General features: G+C 67.8%; 22 protein-coding genes. 8 read left to right on the forward strand and 14 right to left on the reverse strand.

Annotated elements, in window-relative coordinates:
• Positions 1–98 precede the first annotated feature (98 nt).
• Positions 99–1,391, reverse strand: coding sequence for a hypothetical protein (locus tag C5B91_RS08145; RefSeq protein WP_008096385.1), 1,293 nt, complete (start codon positions 1,389–1,391; stop codon positions 99–101).
• 72 nt (positions 1,392–1,463) lie between these two features.
• Between C5B91_RS08145 and C5B91_RS08150 the strand changes: the two genes are divergently transcribed.
• Positions 1,464–1,997 (forward strand): hypothetical protein, encoded by a 534-nt coding sequence (locus tag C5B91_RS08150; protein WP_008096384.1) that lies wholly within the window; start codon positions 1,464–1,466, stop codon positions 1,995–1,997.
• A gap of 33 nt (positions 1,998–2,030) precedes the next feature.
• On the opposite strand, the gene C5B91_RS08155 is transcribed toward C5B91_RS08150, so the two are convergent.
• From C5B91_RS08155 to C5B91_RS08170, 4 genes are all read right to left on the reverse strand, one after another.
• The gene (locus C5B91_RS08155; protein WP_115819719.1) at positions 2,031–2,714 is read right to left on the reverse strand and encodes a TVP38/TMEM64 family protein; all 684 of its coding nucleotides are present in this window, start codon (positions 2,712–2,714) and stop codon (positions 2,031–2,033) included.
• On the reverse strand, positions 2,711–3,415 hold the full coding sequence (locus C5B91_RS08160) for a PHP domain-containing protein (RefSeq protein ID WP_115819718.1): 705 nt from the start codon (positions 3,413–3,415) through the stop codon (positions 2,711–2,713). Before C5B91_RS08160 ends, C5B91_RS08155 begins: the two co-directional genes overlap by 4 nt.
• Positions 3,412–4,110, reverse strand: coding sequence for a CDP-alcohol phosphatidyltransferase family protein (locus tag C5B91_RS08165; protein WP_049967445.1), 699 nt, complete (start codon positions 4,108–4,110; stop codon positions 3,412–3,414). The genes C5B91_RS08160 and C5B91_RS08165 overlap by 4 nt, the downstream gene beginning before the upstream one ends.
• A gap of 127 nt (positions 4,111–4,237) precedes the next feature.
• A complete protein-coding gene (locus C5B91_RS08170) occupies positions 4,238–4,873 on the reverse strand; it encodes an N-acetyltransferase (protein WP_115819717.1) in 636 nt (211 codons plus the stop codon).
• Between the two features lie 114 nt (positions 4,874–4,987).
• Here C5B91_RS08170 and C5B91_RS08175 point away from each other — a divergent pair, with 114 nt between their 5' ends.
• Positions 4,988–5,485: a DUF5812 family protein gene (locus C5B91_RS08175; RefSeq protein WP_115819716.1), complete on the forward strand. Its 498-nt coding sequence runs from the start codon at positions 4,988–4,990 to the stop codon at positions 5,483–5,485.
• A gap of 57 nt (positions 5,486–5,542) precedes the next feature.
• On the opposite strand, the gene C5B91_RS08180 is transcribed toward C5B91_RS08175, so the two are convergent.
• Positions 5,543–5,884, reverse strand: coding sequence for a hypothetical protein (locus tag C5B91_RS08180; protein ID WP_049967448.1), 342 nt, complete (start codon positions 5,882–5,884; stop codon positions 5,543–5,545).
• Positions 5,885–6,011: 127 nt separating this feature from the next.
• Between C5B91_RS08180 and secF the strand changes: the two genes are divergently transcribed.
• The 3 genes from secF (at position 6,012) to C5B91_RS08195 (ending at position 8,965) form a co-directional block, all read left to right on the forward strand.
• Complete coding sequence (gene secF, locus C5B91_RS08185; protein WP_049913667.1) at positions 6,012–6,875, forward strand: protein translocase subunit SecF; 864 nt, start codon at positions 6,012–6,014, stop codon at positions 6,873–6,875.
• Positions 6,872–8,449 carry a preprotein translocase subunit SecD gene (gene secD, locus C5B91_RS08190; RefSeq protein ID WP_115819715.1) on the forward strand — a complete coding sequence of 526 codons (1,578 nt, stop codon included), beginning with the start codon at positions 6,872–6,874 and terminating at the stop codon, positions 8,447–8,449. Before secF ends, secD begins: the two co-directional genes overlap by 4 nt.
• Before the next feature lie 285 nt (positions 8,450–8,734).
• Positions 8,735–8,965: a hypothetical protein gene (locus C5B91_RS08195; RefSeq protein ID WP_008096372.1), complete on the forward strand. Its 231-nt coding sequence runs from the start codon at positions 8,735–8,737 to the stop codon at positions 8,963–8,965.
• A gap of 67 nt (positions 8,966–9,032) precedes the next feature.
• Here the strand turns inward: C5B91_RS08195 and rnhB are convergent, their stop codons facing one another.
• Genes rnhB through C5B91_RS08210 form a run of 3 tightly spaced genes read right to left on the reverse strand, consistent with a single transcriptional unit; the run spans position 9,033 to position 11,659 of the window.
• Complete coding sequence (gene rnhB / locus C5B91_RS08200; RefSeq protein WP_008096369.1) at positions 9,033–9,680, reverse strand: ribonuclease HII; 648 nt, start codon at positions 9,678–9,680, stop codon at positions 9,033–9,035.
• 26 nt (positions 9,681–9,706) lie between these two features.
• Positions 9,707–10,336: a hypothetical protein gene (locus tag C5B91_RS08205; protein ID WP_115819714.1), complete on the reverse strand. Its 630-nt coding sequence runs from the start codon at positions 10,334–10,336 to the stop codon at positions 9,707–9,709.
• Between the two features lie 39 nt (positions 10,337–10,375).
• A complete protein-coding gene (locus C5B91_RS08210; RefSeq protein ID WP_008096365.1) occupies positions 10,376–11,659 on the reverse strand; it encodes a tRNA pseudouridine(54/55) synthase Pus10 in 1,284 nt (427 codons plus the stop codon).
• A gap of 193 nt (positions 11,660–11,852) precedes the next feature.
• Here C5B91_RS08210 and C5B91_RS08215 point away from each other — a divergent pair, with 193 nt between their 5' ends.
• Complete coding sequence (locus tag C5B91_RS08215; protein ID WP_008096363.1) at positions 11,853–12,830, forward strand: DMT family transporter; 978 nt, start codon at positions 11,853–11,855, stop codon at positions 12,828–12,830.
• Between the two features lie 149 nt (positions 12,831–12,979).
• On the opposite strand, the gene C5B91_RS08220 is transcribed toward C5B91_RS08215, so the two are convergent.
• The 5 genes from C5B91_RS08220 to C5B91_RS08240 all read right to left on the reverse strand — a co-directional run bounded on the left by C5B91_RS08220 (position 12,980) and on the right by C5B91_RS08240 (position 17,049).
• Positions 12,980–13,576: a twin-arginine translocation signal domain-containing protein gene (locus tag C5B91_RS08220; protein WP_115819713.1), complete on the reverse strand. Its 597-nt coding sequence runs from the start codon at positions 13,574–13,576 to the stop codon at positions 12,980–12,982.
• A gap of 100 nt (positions 13,577–13,676) precedes the next feature.
• Positions 13,677–14,252 carry a DUF4112 domain-containing protein gene (locus C5B91_RS08225; RefSeq protein WP_008096359.1) on the reverse strand — a complete coding sequence of 192 codons (576 nt, stop codon included), beginning with the start codon at positions 14,250–14,252 and terminating at the stop codon, positions 13,677–13,679.
• 214 nt (positions 14,253–14,466) lie between these two features.
• Positions 14,467–15,768: a malate synthase AceB gene (gene aceB, locus C5B91_RS08230; protein WP_008096357.1), complete on the reverse strand. Its 1,302-nt coding sequence runs from the start codon at positions 15,766–15,768 to the stop codon at positions 14,467–14,469.
• The gene (aceA, locus tag C5B91_RS08235; RefSeq protein WP_004041865.1) at positions 15,761–16,798 is read right to left on the reverse strand and encodes an isocitrate lyase; all 1,038 of its coding nucleotides are present in this window, start codon (positions 16,796–16,798) and stop codon (positions 15,761–15,763) included. Before aceA ends, aceB begins: the two co-directional genes overlap by 8 nt.
• Positions 16,795–17,049, reverse strand: a complete 255-nt coding sequence (locus C5B91_RS08240; protein WP_115819712.1) for a hypothetical protein — start codon at positions 17,047–17,049, stop codon at positions 16,795–16,797. The genes aceA and C5B91_RS08240 overlap by 4 nt, the downstream gene beginning before the upstream one ends.
• A 346-nt stretch (positions 17,050–17,395) precedes the next feature.
• Between C5B91_RS08240 and C5B91_RS08245 the strand changes: the two genes are divergently transcribed.
• A complete protein-coding gene (locus C5B91_RS08245) occupies positions 17,396–18,349 on the forward strand; it encodes an ABC transporter ATP-binding protein (protein WP_008096352.1) in 954 nt (317 codons plus the stop codon).
• On the forward strand, positions 18,346–19,122 hold the full coding sequence (locus C5B91_RS08250; protein ID WP_008096350.1) for an ABC transporter permease: 777 nt from the start codon (positions 18,346–18,348) through the stop codon (positions 19,120–19,122). The genes C5B91_RS08245 and C5B91_RS08250 overlap by 4 nt, the downstream gene beginning before the upstream one ends.
• Positions 19,123–19,156 lie beyond the last annotated feature (34 nt).

Consider the following 19,156-nt stretch of genomic DNA (forward strand, 5'->3'; position numbering starts at 1 on the left):
GCCCCGTGGACTGTTCGGTGGTCGTCGCTCGTTGGTTGTTCTGTGGTCGTCGCAAAAGCTGGTTCTCGGCCGTGGTCGCCGTGAGCCTCTCGCTCCGACTACTCGACGACCAGCCGCGACTTCTCTTCGACCGCGTCGGCCTCCTCGAAGTCGCCGCCGCCGAGCAGGCCGCGGGCGGCGCGTTTGCCCCACTCGACCGCCGGCTGGACGAACGCGTCCACGCTGGCGAGTTCGCCGTAGAGAACGCAGGCGGCCTCCATCGCGTAGAGCAGTTCGCCCAGTCCGTGCTCGTCCACGCGGTCGAGTTCGATGCGGACGTTCGGGCGGTCGGCGGCGACGAGGCTCGCCTCGGTCGCCTCGAACTCGGCGTCGAGCAGTTCGCCGAGCGACGAGCCGCCGAGGTACGCGAGGCCGTCGAGGTCGGTCTCGGGGATGGCAACGTCCTCGCGCTCGGTCGCGCGGACGAGCGTCACGAGCTTGTCGCGCGGGCCGGCGCGGTACAGTTGAAGCTGGGAGTGCTGGTCGGTCGCGCCGAGCGCCCGCAGGGGCGTCTGGCCGAGGCCGTCCTTCCCGAGCGACTCGGCCCACAGCTGGGCGAACCACTCGGAGAACGTTTCGAGCGACTCGGCGTAAGGCATCATCGCGTTCTGGTGCATGCCGCGCTCGGCGAGGGCGTAGGAGACCGCGCCGTAGGCGTACGCGGGCGAGTCGAAAAGCGAGTCCGACAGGCGCGCTTCCTGTGCGGCCGCGCCCTCTAGCACCGCCTCGATGTCGTGGCCGCAGAGGGCGGCGGCGGCGAGGCCGACCGTCGAGAGCACCGAAAAACGGCCGGGGACGCCGTCCGGGACGGGGAGCGACGGGAGGTCGTGCTGGTCGGCGAGGTCGCGGAGGTTGCCCTCCTCGCCGGTCGTGACGAACGTCCGGTCGGCCCAGTCGACGCCCGCGTCGGCCATGGCTTCCTGCACGACGAGGAAGTTCGCCAGCGTCTCGGCGGTCGTGCCGGACCGCGAGACGACGTTGACGACGGTCGACGAGAGGTCCAGCGAGTCGAGGAGGCGCTCGACGGCCTCGGGGTCGACGTTGTCGAGGTAGTAGGCGTCAACGTCGCTTTCGAGGGCGTCGGTGAGGGTGGCCGCGCCGAGGGCGCTGCCGCCGATGCCGACGGTGACGACCGCCGAGGGGTCGTCGAACCGGCTCACGGCGTCGCGAATCGCCGCGGGGTCGGTGCTGTTCGGGAGGTTCAGCGATTCGTAGCCGTGCTCGCCGGCTGCTCGGCCTCGTTCGATGCGGTCGTGGGCGGCCGCGACGCGGCCGTCGAGTCGTTCGAGCGCCTCGCGCGAGACGCCGTGGGCCGACGCCGTGTCGAGGACGTTCCCGAGATCTACCTGCATACAGGATGCCGCGTCGCCCGGCGTCAAAACGACACCGGTCGCTTTAATCGCGGCCGCTCCCAAGGGCGACCGATGGCAGACGACTACGGCGGCGTCGTCGGCGCGTTCCCGTACGCCTTCCGGCACAGCGAGTCGTGGCTGTTCAAGTGCTACGTGCTCGTCGGTGCCCTCGCGACGGGTATCGTCTCGTTGTTCGTCGCCTTCGGACTCGTGGTCCTCATCGGCGCGACCGCCGGCGTCCCCGGCGGCTCGCTCACCCTCTCGCGGTCGTTCTACGTCCTCGTGGGGCTGTTCGTCGTCGCGCCGCTCGTCGCCCCGGTGCTGTTCGTCGCCCGGCGACACCGCCGAACCGGCTCGGAGCCGCGGTACGACCTGAGCCTCGCGCTCGCTGGATTCGTGTTCATGGCGTCGGTGTACGTCGGGCTCGTCGCGTCGGTGCCGGCGGAGCTTCAGACGCCGGCGGAGCCGTTTACTGTGGGTCCCGTGACCGTCTCGGCGCTCGTTCCCGTCGTCCAACTCCTCTACGACCTCCCCGCAATCTACGGACTCGTCCCGCCGGTCGCGTGCGCGGTCGGAATCTACGGCATTCACCGACTGCTCCGATAACCGTCGCCGACTCGTTCTCACCTGACTCCGTTCTCACCCGACTCTCGCCGCCAACTCGTCGCGGTAGCGGTAGACGACCGCCGAGGCGACGACGCCGACGCCGACGAGGAGCGCCACTTGCCCGTAGTTCGCCGCGCCCGCGTTCTGCCCGGCGGCCGCCGCGAGGGCGAACGTCGGCAATCGCCCGACGGCGACGAGGACGACGAGCGTCCGCAGTCGAAGCGGTGAGAGCCCGGCGAGCGCACAGAGCGCGTCGTCCGGGAACGACGGCAGGAGAAACAGGACGAATAGCCCGGCGACGCCCCGGCGGTCGGCGAAGCCGTCGAACCGCGCGAGCGTGTCGTCGGCAACGAGACGCTCGACCGCGGGCCGGCCGAAGTGCCGGGCGAGCAGGAAGACGACGGCGCTCCCGACGACGACGCCGACCATGCTGTAGGCCGTCCCGGCGACCGTCCCGAACAGGTAGCCGCCCACGGCCGCGAGCGCTTGCCCGGGAATCGGCGCGAGAATCACCTGCAGGGTCTGGACGCCGACGAACGCCAGCGGCGCGAACGGACCGGTCGATTCGACGGCCGAGCGGACCCACGCCGGGTCGGCGAGCCGCGGGGCGAACGCGGCGACGCCGACCGCGACGGCCGCGCAGGCGACCGCGACGACCCCGACTCTGGCGAGCGCCGCGTTCCGCGCGGCGGGCGAGGCAAACAGGCGGCGGGTCACAGGAACGAGGCGGTCTTGAGCCGGGCGTTCAGCGCGTACTTCCGCAGGTACTGGCGGGCGGTCGTTCGCGTCCCCCGCGCGACGGTCCGCCCGGCGCGAACCCCGGCTAGGATGGCGTCGGTCGTGACGCCGCCGTCCGCCGCGACCGAGACGGCCGTGTACGCCTGCCCGACTAACGCGGGTCGGTGCGCGTCGCTTCCACCCGTGCCCGGAAGGTCTTCGCGGCGGGCGTAGCGCCGCGCCTGCCCGTTTCTGAACCCGGTGAGCGTGTGCGCGTTGTACACCTCGACGGCGTCCACGCCCCGAATCGCCCGACGGGACGCACCGTGGCGGAACGTCTGAAACGGGTGCGGTACGACCGCGAGCCCACCGGACTCGCGGACCGCCCGCGCCGTCTCGGAGAGCGGTCGTCCCGTCGCCGGCGGGTCGTCGACGCCGAGCGCGAGGAGGTGACCGTCGGCCGTCGAGACCTCGACTCCGGGGACGACCCGGACGCCGTATTCGTGGGCGATGTCGAACGCCCGCGGGAGCGACCCGACCGAGTCGTGGTCGGTGATGGCGACCGCGTCCAGGCCGACCGCTGCGGCGCGGGCCAACACCGCCTCGACCGACATCTCGCAGTCGTAGGAGGCGTCGGTGTGGACGTGGAGGTCGACCGCGAGCGTCCGCGCCTCCCGCGGGCTCTGCGTCCGACCGCTCATACCACGCCGAACTCGAGCGCGAGACAGCCGACGACCGTCAGGACGCCGGCGACGCCGACGAGGAGGTGCCCCGCGTCGGTCTTGTACGCCTTGTAGTCGGAGGTCATGAGCGGGCAGACCGCCACGATGGTCGCGCCCGCGACCCAGCCGTTCCACGGCGGGACGAACTGGAGGAGGAAGTAGTTCGCCAGCACGACGAGGTGCGTGTGGACGACCGTCGTTCCGCGGTAGTACGAGGTCCCCGAGTCGTCGCCGAAGCCCTCGCTGTTGTGGCGGATGAGTCGCAGGCCGCCGAAGGTGAGGACGACGAAGCCGACGACGGCGCTCACGACCGGGTTGGGCGCGAGCGCGACGTGGTACAGGAGCGCCGCCGACACGAGGTACGCGAAGATGTCGATGAAGGAGTCTATCTGTCGGCCGAACGCCGAGGCGGTCCCGGTCTTGCGGGCGTAGTAGCCGTCGGCCTTGTCGAAGGCGAAACCGACGAGGACGGCCACGATGGCCCAGTTCGGCTCGCCCGACACGAACAGTATCGCGCCGACCCACGCCCAGAAGAGCGCGCCCAGACTCAACCAGTCGGCGGCCCCGAGCCGCGAAATCATGTTCTCCCCCGTCGATGAGCGCACGACCTCGCTCGCCCGCGCGTCGACCGCGTCCAGCCTCCCGCGAAGTGCTGACCTGAGTTCGTCCGTCATGCCTGTCTGTCCGACACACTCGACCGATTGAGTATAAATTTAACCGCTATAGTATATATAAATCAAATATCTATATATCAACGTTCCCGAACGGAGCGCTCGGGACGGAACTGAGCGCTCTGTACCGCTATGAACGGGGTTTGACGCGCCGCCGTCGCAACGGTCCGGCCCGGTAGTACGCCCGGGTTCGGACGACTCGAAAGCCGACGCTCTCGAAGGTCCACTGCGACGGTCGGTTGTCGCGGGCGACGAGCGCGTGAACCGTCTCGGCCCCCCGCTCGCCGGCGACCGCGACGGCCCGCGAGACGAGCGCGGTGGCGATGCCGCGGTTCCGCGCCTCGGGCGCGACGAACACCCGGCGGACGTAGCCGCCGGGAAAGGTCACGTCAGTTTCCAGCGGGTGGACGTGGTACGTCAGGCCGGGGTCACCGAGGAAGAGGTAGCCGACGAGGTCGGAGTCCGCGACTTCACCGTTCTCACCACCCTCGCCGTCTCTCTCGCCTCTCCCGGCGTCGAACGCGCACACCGCCGTCTCGTCGCCTCTGAGCTCGGAAAACGCGTCGTAGCGGGCTTCGAATCGCCGAGCCACCTCGGGTTCGAGCGCGCGAATCTCGACGCCCGCCGGGGGGCCGCGGCCGACGTCCGCCGCGTCGGCGTCCGCGACGTACTCGTCCATCTGCGTCGCCGTGAGTCCGCGAGCCTTGAGCGCGTCGTAGACGCGGTGGGCCGTCTCGGTCCGGGTCAACCGCCAGAGCGCGGGCATCGTCAGTCGCGTCGAAGCGCCGCGAGAAAAGCCCACCGTCGCCGTGGGTACAGGTGGCACACGCGGTCGAACGCGCCCGAAACGGGGAAAAGCCCCGGTGGCTTACACCGGGTGATGACCGAGTCCGAGTCCGAGTCCGAGACCGAGTCCGAGCGAACGGGAACGTTTCTCGTCACCGCCGCCGACGGGGAGTCGGCCGTCCTGAAGGATGTTCACTCCGGGCAGGTTCACGCGCTCTCGTCGAACCCCGGTGTCTCCGAGGACGAAGCCGTCCGGGGGACTGTCGCGCCCGACCCGCCGATGAACGTCTCGTGGCAGCTCGTCGAGGTCGACTCGCGCTGGACCGTCTCCGTCGAGCGCTCCACCGAGTCGCCGACGACGAACTCCCGCGACATCGCCGCGGACAACCCCGACGGCGAACTCGTCCGGGAGGAACGCGCCGGCACCGGCGAGATTCACGTCCTCTCGGTTCCCGACGACATGACCGAACAGGCCGTCGACGACATCCTCTCGGACCGCGAGGGGCTGCTCTCGCGGGCCGCCAGACTCGACGTGAACCGCGTCGAAGTCCGCTCGCAGCCGGGTGTCGTCGCGGTCCGCTACATGCCCTGAGTCGGGTCTTTTCTGCCCTCCGCTCGCTCGTCTGCTTCGCTCCCGCTCTCGCTCTCACTACCGCTGTGTTCCGGTCGAGGAGACGGGGCCGTCCGCGCTCTGGACGCACCACCCGCCGTGGACGCTCCCCTCGCGCTCGACGAACTCGACGGTCGTCTCCTCGCCGATTCCGGCCGCGTCCGCCGGGTCGAGCCTCTCCACTCGGAGCGTCAGCGTCAACGCGTCGCCGCAACAGCCCACGTCGAGGAACTCCTCCCACTCGTCGCCCGCCGCGGCGTCCTCGTGGACCCGCTGCAGGTAGGTCACGAAGTGGTCGGTGGTCAGCTGGTCGCGGCCCCACGCGCTGAGTTCGTCGGGAACGGAGACGACCACGCGGGTCGCCGTCTGGTCGGTCGCCATACCTCACGATTGTCGGCCAACGATTATGGGCCTGTCGCGGGTTCGCCGCGCGCCCGTCAGACCGTTTTACGGCCGAGGCCGTCCGCGGATAAGAAACCTTATTCGGCACCGCTCAGGACCGCAACCCATGGTTGAGTTTACGGTACCGGAGGTAGACTACACCCGGTACACGAATCGCCAACTCGTGGCCGTCCCCCTCGCGGTCCTCGCGGTGGCCCTGCTGGTCATCGGAGGGTGGTACGTCGCGACTGGCGCGCCGGTGAACCCGGGCGTTGATTTCACCGGCGGGACCGAACTCCGTATCGCAACGGATGCCCCGCAAAGCGAGGTCGCCGCGGCCTTCGACAGTCAGCCCGAATCGATTCGTTCCGTCGCGGCCGACGGAACGTACGTCGTGACCTTCCAGTCCGGGAGCGCGACGTCGAGCGAACTCCAGACGCAGGCCGAAGACGCCGGCTTCGAAGTCCGGTCTATCGACGCGGTGTCGGCTAACTTCGGCTCCGAGACGCAACTGCTCGCCCTCGGTGGCCTCGCGGTCGCCTTCGCGGGCATGAGTATCCTCGTGTTCGCCATGTTCCGCTCGTTCGTCCCCTCCATCGCGGTCGTCATCTCGGCGTTCTCCGACATCGTCATCCCGGTGGCGCTGATGAACCTCCTCGGCATCGAGCTATCGCTGGGGACCGTCGCCGCCCTCCTGATGCTTATCGGGTACTCGGTGGACTCGGACATCCTCCTGAACAACCACGTCCTCCGACGGTCCGGTGACTTCTACGAGTCCACCGCGCGCGCCATGCGCACCGGTGTGACCATGACGCTCACGTCCATCGCGGCGATGATCGTCATGACCATCACGGCGACGCTGTTCGGCATTCAGCTGCTCGCCGCCATCGGAACGGTCCTCGTCTTCGGCCTCACCGCCGACCTGATGAACACCTACATGCTGAACGTGACCCTCCTTCGCTGGTACAAGTTCGAGGGGGTGGCCCGATGAGCACGCTCCGCGACAACTGGCGGGTCATCTTCCTCGTCGTCGCCGTCCTGCTCTCGACGTTCGCCCTCTTCTCGCCGACCATCGGGGGGCAGACCCAGGGCCCCATCGCCGATGACGACGGCGCGACGAACCTCAAGTTCGGCCTCCAACTCGACGGCGGGACGCGCATCCGCGCGCCGCTCGTCGGCGTCACGGCCGAGGACGTCGAGTTCGAGGGCGATTCCGACCGCGTCGTCGAGCGACAGGTCGCCGCCCAGTTGGATGGTGCCGACGCCGCAGACGTCATCGCCCGTGTGGGCGCGGAGTCCAACACGGTCGAAGTGACCATCGAGAACGCCACGACCGACGACCTGAGCGCCGCGCTCGACGCCGCGGGCTATCCCCACGGTGAGGTCAGAGACGGCGTCACCGAGACGACTCGCGCCGAGACGGTCCGCGTCCTCCAGTCGAAAATCAACGAGGCCGGCCTCTCCGGCGGGACGGTCCAGCAGGTGACCACGGCGACGGGCGAGCACTTCATCCTCGTCGAGGTGCCCAACCGAGACCAGTCCGACGTCGTCGACCTCGTCGGCGAGCGCGGGACGGTCCAAATCGACATCTACTACCCGACCTCGCAGAACGGCACGCGAACCTACGAGACGCGCGAGGCCGTTCTGACGCAGGCTGACTTCACCTCCATCGGGACCGCACAGGAGTCCCAGGCCGGGAGCGGGGCCTTCGTCCCCGTCTCCGTCCGGGACGAACCCGCACAGGAGTTCCAGTCGGCGGTCGTCGAGACCGGCCTCGCCCAGAACGGCGGGACCCGGTGTACCTACATGGAAGACGGCGGACAGAACACGACCGAAGGCTGTCTCCTCCTCGTCGTCAACGGCGAGGTCGTCAACGCCTTCGGAATGAGCGGCGGGCTCGCCGACACCATGCGGTCCGGCGAGTGGGCCGGCGCGCCGAGCTTCCAGCTCCAGACCCGCAACACGTCCGAGGCCCAGGAAATCGCAATCAACCTCCGCGCTGGCGCGCTGCCGGCCAAGCTCGACCTCTCGGGCGAGGACAGCGGCACCTCGTCGTACATCTCCCCGAGCCAGGGTGAGAGCTTCAAGTTCAACTCGCTCATCACGGGTATCATCGCGGTCCTCGCGGTCGCTGGCGTCGTCTTCGTCCGCTACGGCAAACCGCAGGTCGCCCTGCCGATGATCGTCACCGGCCTCTCCGAGGTGTACATCCTCCTCGGGTTCGCCGCGGCCATCGGCTACCCGCTCGACCTCTCTGTCATCGCCGGCTTCATCGCCGTCATCGGGACGGGTGTGGACGACCTCATCATCATCGCCGACGAGGTGATGGCTGAGGGCACGGTGAAGTCGCGGAAGGTCTTCCAGTCGCGGTTCCGCCGGGCCTTCTGGGTCATCGGCGCGGCCGCCGCGACGACTATCATCGCTATGAGCCCGCTCGCCGTGCTCTCGCTTGGCGACCTGCAGGGCTTCGCCATCTTCACCATCCTCGGCGTCATCATCGGCGTCCTCGTCACCCGCCCGGCGTACGGTGATATCCTCCGAATCCTCCTGACCGAGGACCGCTGAGGTCGACCCGTTTTCGACCGACGCTCTCTTTCACTCGTCCGTCACGCGTCCAGCGCCGCGAGCGGACGACCCCGCCCGCAGGCCACCGTCGAAATTCTCGCAGTTGATACCTCTCCGACCGCTCAATCGTTCCCCATGTCAGAATCGGGTGGCGGCGACGGTTTCGGTCGTCCTCATCGGGACGTACTCGCCGACAGAATGATATAGACTGTCTATAAAATACTGACCGAACCGGCAACCGACCAACCGCCGCCCGTCGGTACTCACGGTGCACGCACTCCACTCATGGAAGACACGCCACTTCGACGCGACGACACGGACGCGACGACCCGGCCGGACGCTCCGCGACGCTCCGCCTCCGCGGACGACGAGGAGTTCGTCGCCATCGTCGCCCCGTACGAGGACGCACCAGACGAGTGCACCATCTTCCCCGCAGGACTCGCAGAAGACGAGTTGCTGACGACGTGGCTCTCCGCGCAGGAAGGCTCGTACGTCGCGCTCGCCGAGATGCGGTGAGCCGTCCCCGCGACTCGCCCTCGAACCACCGACCCTCCACTTTTTCGACCGCCGGTCCCGCGACGCCTCAGAAATCGCCCAGCGACGACTGTTCGTGTGCGGCCATGAGGTCGGCGCAGGTCGACCACGACTTCCGCGCGCAGTCCGGGAGAATGCCGTGTTCGCGGACGTACTCTCGCAGGAACTTGCGGGTCGTCCCGTCGCTCGGGTAACCGCTTCCGACCTCGCCGTACGCCGCGGCAATCTCCTCGACCCGGCGGTCGCGTTCGACCTTCGCCACGATGCTCGCCGCGCCGACGATGGCGTGTTCGTCGTCCGCGCGGTGCTGGGCGTGGACCTCGACTTCGACGCCCGCCTCGGCCACCCCCTCGCGGACGCGGCGGCCGAATCTGGACTCGCTCACGTCGCCCGCGTCGCAGACGAGTTCGTCGGCGTCGACGGCGACCTCGGCGGCGGCCTCGACCTGCGCCCGGACGGTCAGCAGGTTCATGTTCGTCTCGGGGTCGTCGATGGTCTCGGGTTCGACGAACGCGACCCCGACTTCCACGTCGTCTCGGTCACGGAGTTTCGCGGCGAGTTCCTCGCGGCGCTCGGGAGCGAGTCGTTTCGAGTCGGCGATTCCGTCCGGGAGGGCGTCGGGGTCCCCTCGGACCGCCGCGGCGACCATCGGACCCAACACGGGTCCCTTTCCGGCTTCGTCGACGCCGATGTGCATACCTCGTCGGGTGTCGCGGGCGAGAATTAGAGATTGCGGTCCGCGACGACGCCGGCCCAGCCAGCGAGTGCCGGGCTGCCCACAGTGAGAGCCGTGACGCTCAGCACGGACGCGAGGGAGTGTGTGTTCACGTGGATTCCGAAGACGAGGACCGCGGCGAGGGACGCGGTCGTGAGGGAGAGCGCCTGCTTCGATTCGCCAACCGCTCGGGAGAGAACCGGCGTGGCTAACGCGCTCGCAAGCGAGAACAGTCCGCCGAGAACGACGTAATCGAGAATCTGCGAGCCGCCGCCAGAGGACCAGACCTGATACACTGTCTCCTCGTATTCCACGTAGTACTCACCCTGTCCGAGTGCGATGGTGTCGCTGTAGAAGAACTCGGGTGCGCCCGTTCCACGAAGGACAACGGTCGTGGACTCGGCAGCCTCGCCGATTCGTTCGTGCGCAGTCGTCACCACCTGCCGGGCGGGTGGGGAGAGCGAATCACCGCCGCGAAAAACCGCACCGTCAACGCTCTCGGCCTTTTCGGGAATCGAGTCTTCGACAGTCACGTAGTGGTCGTACTCCGGGGCTCCGGGCGCGGGAACGACGACAAACGCGGCAGCGACGAGGGCGACCGCGAACACCAGACGAGCCACACCGAGGATGGAGGGCATCGCCTCGGAAGAATCACCCTGCCGACAAGTGCCTTCCCCTCAGTCTTTGAAGAACTCGTCGTCCTCGAACGGTTCGTCCTCGCCTTCGACTGCGATGACGTCGAGCGCGGTGACGACCGCGCCCGTGTCGAGGATACCGGCGAGACTCGGGTTGGTTCGGCCCTCGTCGCCCGAGACGAGTTCCTTGATGTAGAGACCGCCCTCGCCGTGGACTTCGACGGTCGCGTGGCGCGCGTCTTCGAGGTCGCCGGTGGCGTCGTAGACGTGGCGGGTGCGGGTGATGCTCGCGCGGCGGTGGTCGACGCGGTGCGGGGTGTACTGCTCGATGGTCGCGCCGGTGAGTTCGTCCAGCGCGGCCTGCAGGTCCTCGTCGGTCACGTCGTCGTCGAATTCGACGGCGGCGCGGTACTCCTTGCTCGCGTCGAGTTTCTTCACGCGTTCGACCATGTCGTAGGTGGCGAGGCGGAGCCCCTCGACCTCGATTTCGCCCTCGGCCATCGCGTTGATATCGCCTTCGAGCTGTTCCACGTCGATGGAGCGGCGGCGGGGCTCCATGATTTCGACGACGAACGGCCGGCCCGTGCCGAGCATGAGCGCGTCCACGTCCTCGCGGCCCGCGCCGTGGAACTTCGCGTCGACGCCGTCCATCACGTCCATCACGACGGGGGCGACGAAGCCCTCGACGCTGTCCTCGTAGAGGTAGCCGGAGCCGCCGCAGTAGTCGCAGGGCTCTTTGCCCTTGTAGCCCGAGCCGTCGCACTCGCGGCAGGGCCACTCGGTCTGCGGGATATCGCGCGCGAGCTTCCGGTAGCGCCCGTAGACGAACGCGGAGTTGAGCTGCGCCTCGACGGCGTCGGCTTCGATGTCGAGGAGGAACTGCACGTCCGGTCGGGTGAAGTCGACCTCGGTGCCGGTGAGTCGGCCCACGCGCTTTCCGACCTCGCGGTTGAACTCGGATTTGAACAGTTCGCCGGCGTCCTCGGGGAGGCCCGCCCCCTCGCGGAGCAGTAGCTCGTTTTCCTCGACGAGCGGCGGCGCACGGGTTCCGACTTGATACGTCTCGACTTCCACGTCCTCGATGGCCTCGGCGCAGCGTTCGGCCCACGCGTCGAACTCGGCGCAGGCCCCCTCGCAGACCCAGCAGTCCTCGGTTTCGACGGCCTCGTAGGGCTCGTCCGCGTCGAGGGCGGCGGCGACCCGGAGCGACTTGCCCCGCTCGGCGTTCGTCAGCCCGAAACTGCGCTCGGCGAAGGCCCGGCCCAGACAGGCGTCGCAGACCGGCCCGCTCTCGGCGAGCGCTCGCGCGTCCTCAAGGATGCTCATGTTCGGTCTCTATCGGGGCGCGCGTAACTAGCTTACTTTGTTCGTCGCGTCGCCGCGGCACGGCTTGTCGACGTACATCAGACCAGCGATGTTTGTCAACACGACCCGAGTGGAGTGCTATCTCGGCTCCGAGAAATTTGATGTACGGCGGCGTGGTAGCCGCTTCAACACCTGGGTCTACGGTCGATATCTCGTGTCTATCAATACGCAAACGAATCGGACGCTCGCACTGTTCGCGACCATCGCGGTCCTCTGGGGAACCTCGTTTATCGCCATCGAGGTCGGTCTCGACGTCCTCCCGCCCGTACTGTTCGCCGCCCTCCGATACGACGTGGCCGGCGTGGTGCTGTTCGCCTACGGCCTGCTCGCGGCCGAGGACTGGCGGCCCCGCGGCCGCGACGAGTGGCTCGTCGTCCTCGTCGGCGGGGCGCTCCTTATCGGCGCGCACTTCTCGCTCCTGTTCTCCGGCCAGCGGTACGTGACGAGCGGCGTCTCGGCCATCGTCATCAGCCTCGCGCCCGTCCTCACGCCGGTTTTCGCGTGGCCGATGCTGCCCGAAGAGCGCCTCGACGGATTCGGCTTCCTCGGAGTGTTTCTGGGGTTGGCCGGCACGGTGGTCATCGCCCTCGCGTCCGGGTCGGTCGGCGGCCAACTCCTCGGCGTCGTCCTGCTCCTTCTCGCGGCCGCGGCGTGGGCGTTCGGCTCGGTGCTCGTCAAGCGCCTCCCCGGGAACCCGCCCGTCGTTCCGATGCAGGCGTGGATGATGCTCCTCGGCGCGGGCATGCTCCACGTCACGAGTCCCGTCCTCGGCGAGCCCGGCCTCGCGAGCGTGGCGTGGTCGCCGGTCGTCGTCGCCGCGTTGCTGTTCTTGGCCGTGCTGTGCAGCGCCGTCGGCTTCATCGCCTACTTCGTCCTGCTCGACCGCATCGGGGCGGTCGAAATCAGCCTCGTCAACTACGTCACGCCGGTCGTCGCCGCCGTCACCGGCTGGGCGTTCCTCGGCGAGCGCATCGGCCCCGTCACCGTCGTCGGCTTCGCGCTCATCCTCCTCGGCTTCGCGTTCATGAAGCGCGACGCGCTCGGCCCGCTGGGTCGTCGTCTCGGCGTCCACGTCGGTCTCGTCGCGCCCGAACCGGCGACCGACCCGGACGGCCTTCCGGCCGACGACTGAGCGGCGTTCCGTCGCCGACCATCCGGGAGTATCGCAGCGCTATCGGGGTCCCGTTGCTCCGCGACAGCGCGAACGTCGAACCGCTTTCGAGTCGAAAAAAGCCTCGTCGCGTCCGACGCCGGTGTCCGCGTCGGCGTCGGCCGTCGTTCTCAGTTGCTGGTCTCGTTGTCCGACGACGTGGTCGTCTCGTTCGTCGTCGTGACCGTCTCGTTGGCGGTCGTCGTCTCCGTGACCGTCTCGTTGGTGGCGGTCCCGTTCGTGGTCGTCTCGTTCGTCGTCGTGGTCTCCTCTGCGGCGACCTCGTGGGTCGCGAGGACTTCTTCGGCACCCGCGCGGCCGACCCAGACAACCTCGACCGTCGAGCCGCTCTCGGCGGACTCGATTTTGAGGAAGTTACCCACCGAGACGGGGTAGTCCTGCCCCTCCTCGCCGTCGGCGACCCACGTCGCGGTGCGCTCGTCGTCGACGGTGACGTAGACCTCGCTCGTCGCCTCGTCGGTAATCTTCTCGCCGTCCATGTGAACCACGCGGAGGACGCCGCTGTTGGTTCGGAAGGCGAGTTCGGGGTCCGGGACCTCGGCCGGCTCGACGTCGGTCGTCGTCTCGCCCGCCGTGCCGTTGCCGGTCTCGTTACCTGTCTCGTTGCCCGCAGTCGGCTGCGACCCGGAGCCACCGCCCATACATCCGGCGGTGGTGAGGAGGGCTCCTGTCGCGGCGGCGCTCTTCAGGAAGGTTCGTCGTTCCATACGCCATGATTTGCAAGCCCGTATATATGTCTTGTAGTTTACAGTTTGGGAGTAGATAACGACTCACACGGCGGATTTCTTCGTTTCGAGAAATGGTAACTTACAACAGTCCAACCTGTCCGAGCACCCACAGGGCGACGAGCGCCGTGGTCGCGCCGAGCGCGACGAGCAGGACGGTAATCGCGGCGACCGCGGCCAAGAGGAAGCGCCGGTCGGCCTCCGCGGCCGCGGGGGAGGCGTCGTCGTACCGGGCTTCCAACAGTCGGACGTTCCGGGCGTTCGCCTTCCACGCCGCGTCGAACACGTCGCCGACGACCGGGAGCGACCCGACGGTCGCGTCGAGGACGACGTTGCCGAGCATCCGCGCGAGCGTCGCCCGCGGCACGCCGAGCATCGCGGCCTCGACGAGGATGTACGCCGAGAGCGCCGAGGCCGTCGCGTCGCCGACGCCGGGCACGAGCCCTAGAATCGGGTCGAGACCGATGCGGTAGTTCGTCCCCGGAATCTCGAACGCCTCGTCGAGGTAGAAGCTCACCGTGCGGAGTCGCGCGAGCGTCTCCTCGTCCGCGACGCCCGCCGACTCGAAATCGACGACTGCGTCGGGTTCCAGCGACTCGTCTGCGTCGCCGTCGCTCGTCCCAACGGGCGTCGCCGGGGTGTTCGTCGAATCGTTCACACGTGTCAACTCGCGCGGGTGGAACTTGAGAATAGCGTCGGTCGGCGTCGTGTTGAGTCGGAAGCTGCGCGCCGAGTGGAAAAAAGAGCGCGACGCGCCGCCCCCACGGTTCGGGCGGGCGCGTCGTCGGAGCTACGAAGCCGGACGCCGTCGCGTGACCAAGCCGGAATCGGGGTCGACGGCGGAACCCCTGCGGTGGAGTCGGTTCCCGAACTTAGAGCCCCACCTCCATCGCGCGCTCGACGACGTCCGCGCCGTAGCGTTCCGCTAACTCCTCGTGTTGGTCGGGGCGGTGTTCGTACACGTCTTGGAACAGGCTGATGGGCGTCATCGCGGCCTGATACGTCGCCTCGTCCCACATGCGGTCCTTGGCGATGTCGATTTCGGTGCCGCCGATTCGGAGCGTCGCCGACTGCGTCATGGCGATAGCCCCGCGGCCCGCCTCCTTGGCCGCCTCGAACTCCTCCATGGAGTCGACGATGTCGTCCATGCTCGGGACGTACGAGGTCAGGCCGAGCAGCTCCTCGCGGAGTTCGTCCGCGGTGAGTTCCCGCGTGTCGCCGCCGACCCGGAGTTCGTAGCCGTCGTCGGTGGCTTCGAGCGAGAGGCGGTCGCCGTCGTACACCTCGGCCCCGTCCTCGGACGCGAGTTCGACCTCCTCGCCGTCCGCGTCGAGGAGCCAACTGCCGGTCTTCGGCGGGAGCGGCGAGGTGTTCGCCTCGACGACTTGGCCGGGCGTGAGCGACCAGATGCCGAGCATCCCCTTCGCCTGGTTCTCAGTCATGCGCTCGCGGTAGCCCTCCACGTCGCGGATGTCGTCGTAGGGGCCGTCGACGGCGACACAGCCGGCGGCGCTGGCCCCGCGAGAGGTGTTGTGTCGAAGCTCCGGCCACGCCGGAAGCTCGCCGGTCGGCGTCATGGCGCGCATGTCCTTCGTGTAGTCGACCTCGCCGTCGACGAGGAGGAACAGCCGTTCGAGGTTGTTCGTCGGCTTGCCCATCTCGTCGCGGAGGTCGCCCATGGCGAGTTCGGCCTCGCCGCTCTCGATGATGACCGACATGGCGAGGCTCCCCTCGTCGAGGCCGTGTTCGTTCTCGACGATGGTGAAGCACTCGTCGGCCTTCTTCCAGTCGTCGATGCCGCCGACCTCGGGGATGACGAAGCCGTCGATGTGCTCGACTGCGCCCTGCTCGGGGTCGGTGATGTCGAGCATGTGCTGGAAGCCCTGATACCGGGTCTCGGGGCTGTCGCGGTGCCAGACCATCCGCGGGTGAATCTCGCCGGGGAACTCCGCGCCGTGTTCGCCGATGACTTCGACGATGTTCTCGGCTCCCTCGTCGCGCATCGACGGCGCGGTGGCGTCCTCGTTGTCGGGGACCCACACGTCGGGCGCTTGCATCCCGCGGAGGCCGGCCGCCCGGCGGAGCATCTTCGCGGAGTCGGCTTCGCCCTCGACGGCCGTCGGCGAGGTGAAGAACGTCCGCACGAACTCCCGGTCGTGTCTGCGCTCAGTCATCGTCGTTGCTCGTGATGGGGTCGGCCTGCTCCTCGCTGAACCCTTCGGACTCCTCGATGCGGCGGCGCGCCTCGGGGTCGAACTCCGTCTCGATGTCCTGGTACCGCGAGACGAACGACAGCTCGTGGTGGCTCTCGGTCGGGTGGTCGAGGTAGCGCTGTTCGAGGTCGAACTGGCCTTCCTCGTCCTGTTCGGCGAGCTTCTTGAAGTCCTCGTAGACGGCGTGCGCGCCCGAGTGGAGGCCGAACAGCGTGATGAAGATGTACTTGTAGCCGAGGTCGCCCAGCTCCTGGAACGTCAGCGGGTCCTCCTCTTCGGACCACGCGAACGACGACGAGTAGTTGAACGCGAGCTTCAGGTCCGGGTGCGTCTCGTGAATCTCCTCGGCGTAGGCGACGGCGTCCTCACGCGAGGGGTTCGGCATCTCGGGCCAGACGATGTCGACGCCGGCGTCGGCGTAGATGCGGCCGCGTTCGACGTGTTCGTCCCAGTCGCCGTTCGAGGAACCGTAGGCGTCGGTGCGGGCGATGACGACCGTGTCCTCCGACTGCTTGGCGTCGACGGCGGCCTCGAAGCGAGCCTTGGCCTTCTCGCGGGAGACGATCTGCTTGCCCGCGATGTGGCCGCAGCGCTTGGGCGTCGTCTGGTCTTCGATGTGGACGGCGGCGACGCCGGCCTTCTCGTACTCGCGGACGGCGCGGCGGACGTTGTGGATGCCGCCGTAGCCCGTGTCGCAGTCGGCGATGACCGGGAGGTTCGTCGCCTCGACCATGCGCTTTGCGTTCTCGACCATCTCGGTCATCGTGACCATCTCCAGGTCCGGGAAGCCGAACTGCCCGAGGACCGTCGAGTAGCCGGACATGTAGGCGGCGTCGTGGCCCGTCATCTCGGCGAGGCGGGCGTCGAGGGCGTGGTACATGCCGGGGGCGAACACGAAGTCCTGCGTGTTCAGCATCTCCCGCAGTTCGCGGGCCTTCTGGTTGTCAACATCCTGTGCGAAGACGTCGCTGTCGAGTTCGGTCGGGTTCATTGGGTGTCGGTGGGCTGCATCGTTCGCTCGATGCGGTTCAGTTGGGCGCGGAGCGCGGCGAGTTCGCGCCGAATCGTCGTCATCTCGTCGTCCTCACCCGGTTGTCGGATGAAGGGGACGAGCGGCGCGTCCATGTTCTCCTCGTTGTTGGGGTAGCGCCGCGCGGCGCGAGGACGAGTCGTCGTCGAGCGAGCGGTGGTCTGCGTGCGGGCCGTCGTGTCGGTTCGGGTCGTGTTGTCGCGGTTTGTCATCGGTTACGTCGGTGGGGTCGGCGGTCGGTAGCGGTCGGTTCGGGTCGCGGTCGTCGAGCGGTCGGTTGCGTGGTGTGCTGCGGATACTACCATCGGATGTCTCCTCACCCGGTTCGACTGCCGAGTGGTACTAATAGTTAATGATTGATAATGATAATATTAGTTAATGACTTAGTTCTGTACGAACGGATATTAGGCCCTAATTTGACACATGGTAACATATCTACTCCGTGGGCAGGGTTCGAGCGTCGTCGACTCCACCCGGTGACCGGGCGTGCCACGCCGTGACGGGGCGTTCCGCGGACACTACGCTTAATCGCGTCCACGCCCGACGACGCACCAGCGAATGGCATCCGCGATAGAGATACGCGACTTGACGAAGTCCTACGGCGACGTCCGCGCCCTCGACGGCGTCGATCTCGACGTTCCCGAGGGGTCGTTCTTCGGGCTGTTGGGGCCGAACGGGGCGGGGAAGACGACGTTCATCAACATCCTCGTCGGTCTCGTTCGCAAGACCGGCGGTGAGGCGAGCGTCTTCGGCTACGACGTGGAAGACGACTACCGCGAGGCCCGCGACCGAATCGGCCTCGCGCCGCAGGAGTTCAACGTCGACCGATTCTTCCCCATCCGCGAAGTGCTCGAACACAAGGCTGGCTACCACGGGATTCCGCACGACGAGGCCCGCGAGCGCGCCGACGAGGTGCTCAAGCGCGTCGGCATCTACGACAAGCGCGACACCCGCTTCGACTGGCTCTCCGGCGGGATGAAACGCCGCTTCATGCTCGCGCGGGCGCTCATCACCGACCCCGACCTGCTCATCCTCGACGAACCGACCGCCGGGGTCGACGTGCAACTGCGCCACGAACTCTGGGAGACCATCGTCGACCTCAACGACAGCGGGACGACCATCCTGCTCACGACCCACTACATCGAGGAGGCAGAACGCCTCTGCGACGAGGTCGCCATCCTCGACTCCGGTTCCGTCATCGAGGTCGCAAGCCCCGAGGAACTGATGGACCGCGGCACCGACGACATCGTCGTCCAACTCCGCGACTCGCCGACCGCGGTCCCCGACTTCGCGGCCGACGACGACCGCGTCGAGGCCGTCGAACTCGACGGCACCCGCCTCGTCGTGACGGCCCAGCAGGGCGGTCTCGTCGCCCCCGACGTGGTGCAGGCGCTCGACAGGCAGGGCCACGAACTCGTCGACCTCGAAATCTCTCGCACGTCGCTCGAAGAGGTGTTCGTCGAGATGACGAGACAGGGTGAAGGCCGCGCCACCGCGGAGGTCGAGCAATGAGTCTCACGAGCCTCGACGTGACCGGTTTTTACGCCCTGCTCCGCCGCGAAGTCCTCCGGTTCGTCCGCCGCCCGCGCAACACGTTCGTCCCGCCGTTTATCACGAACGTGCTGTACTTCTCCGTCTTCGGCGTCATCCTCGGCGAGCGCATCAACGAAATCGCGGGCGTCCCGTACATCCTGTTTATCCTCCCCGGTCTCATCGTCCTCGGAGCCGTCTCGAACGCTTTCGAGAACGCGTCCTTCTCCATCTTCCACGGCCGTTGGAACCGCTACATCGAGGAGGCGCTGACCTCGCCGCTGTCGTACACCTCGATGGTCGGCGCGTACGTTCTCTCCAGTGCGACCCGCGGGGTGCTCGTCGGCGCGCTCGTCGCCCTCATCGGGGCGTTCTTCACGTCCGTCGGCGTCGCCCAACCGTTCTACCTCGTCGCGTTCATGCTCGTCATCACCCTGCTGTTCGCGGGCCTCGGCGTGGTCGGCGGCCTCTGGGCCGACGACTTCGACGACCTGACGATGATGAACCAGTTCATCCTCCGGCCGCTGGTGTTCTTCGGCGGCGTCTTCTACTCGCTCAACGAGATTCCCGCGACCTTCCAGCAGGCGTCGCTGCTCAACCCGATGATATACATGGTCAACGGCGTCCGCTACGGCTTCCTCGGCGTCACCGAGGTGGACCCGAACCTCTCGCTCGGCGTGCTGACGGCGCTCACGCTCGGGGTCGTCGGTCTCAACGTCGTGCTGTTCCGGCGCGGCTACGGACTGACCGACTGAGGCCGGGCGACCGTCATCGACCGTCTCCGGTGAC

It is taken from the genome of Haloferax sp. Atlit-10N (assembly GCF_003586325.1).
GTDB lineage: Archaea > Halobacteriota > Halobacteria > Halobacteriales > Haloferacaceae > Haloferax > Haloferax prahovense.